The organism is Leptotrichia sp. OH3620_COT-345 (genome assembly GCF_003932895.1).
Taxonomy (GTDB): domain Bacteria; phylum Fusobacteriota; class Fusobacteriia; order Fusobacteriales; family Leptotrichiaceae; genus Pseudoleptotrichia.
Genome location: NZ_RQYW01000104.1, coordinates 1 through 561, shown reverse-complemented (window position 1 = coordinate 561; position 561 = coordinate 1). Strand labels below are relative to the sequence as shown.

The following is a 561-nucleotide window of genomic DNA, read 5'->3' as shown; positions in this document are numbered from 1 at the left end:
GAGACAGCGGAAGGAAGAGCACAGAACAGAAGAATAGAATTTAAACTGATAAGAAAAGAATAATTGAAATTATAATATATAAAGAAATATTCTAAAATATTATAAATAATCACAAAATTATTAGCAAACAAGAACAGATTAGTTATTTAAGATTATTTCATGAGGCGATAAGATTACGGCTGACAATTTTGAAACATAAAAGATTTAAAGATTTTATGTAATGAAAGTAATTATTAAATTTTGGAATATTTATTCAGAAGGAGAAAAATAATGAGTAATAATTTAAAAAGAATGGAAAAGGACTTAAGGGCATTGGCAAAAAGATGTAAAGACATAAAGTATACAAGAGCACTTTTGTTAAGTTTCCTTTTAATGGGGATGTTGACGTTTTCAGAAGGATTGACATCGCCTGAAGTAAAGAGTACTGAAAATGCGATAAGTCAGACGAGAAAAGAATTGAATACATCAATAAAAGATTTACATACATCATTTAAGCAGGCAAAGAGGGAGAACAACAGATTACTGAAAAATGCAAATCTTGAATTAATACAATTAATGGAA

At 27.5% G+C, this 561-nt stretch carries 1 protein-coding gene; it reads left to right on the top strand.

Annotated elements, in window-relative coordinates; all coding sequences use genetic code 11:
• Positions 1-270: 270 nt before the first annotated feature.
• Positions 271-561 (top strand): autotransporter-associated N-terminal domain-containing protein (locus tag EII29_RS11570; protein ID WP_125237621.1); only part of this gene is annotated, 291 nt, incomplete at its 3' end.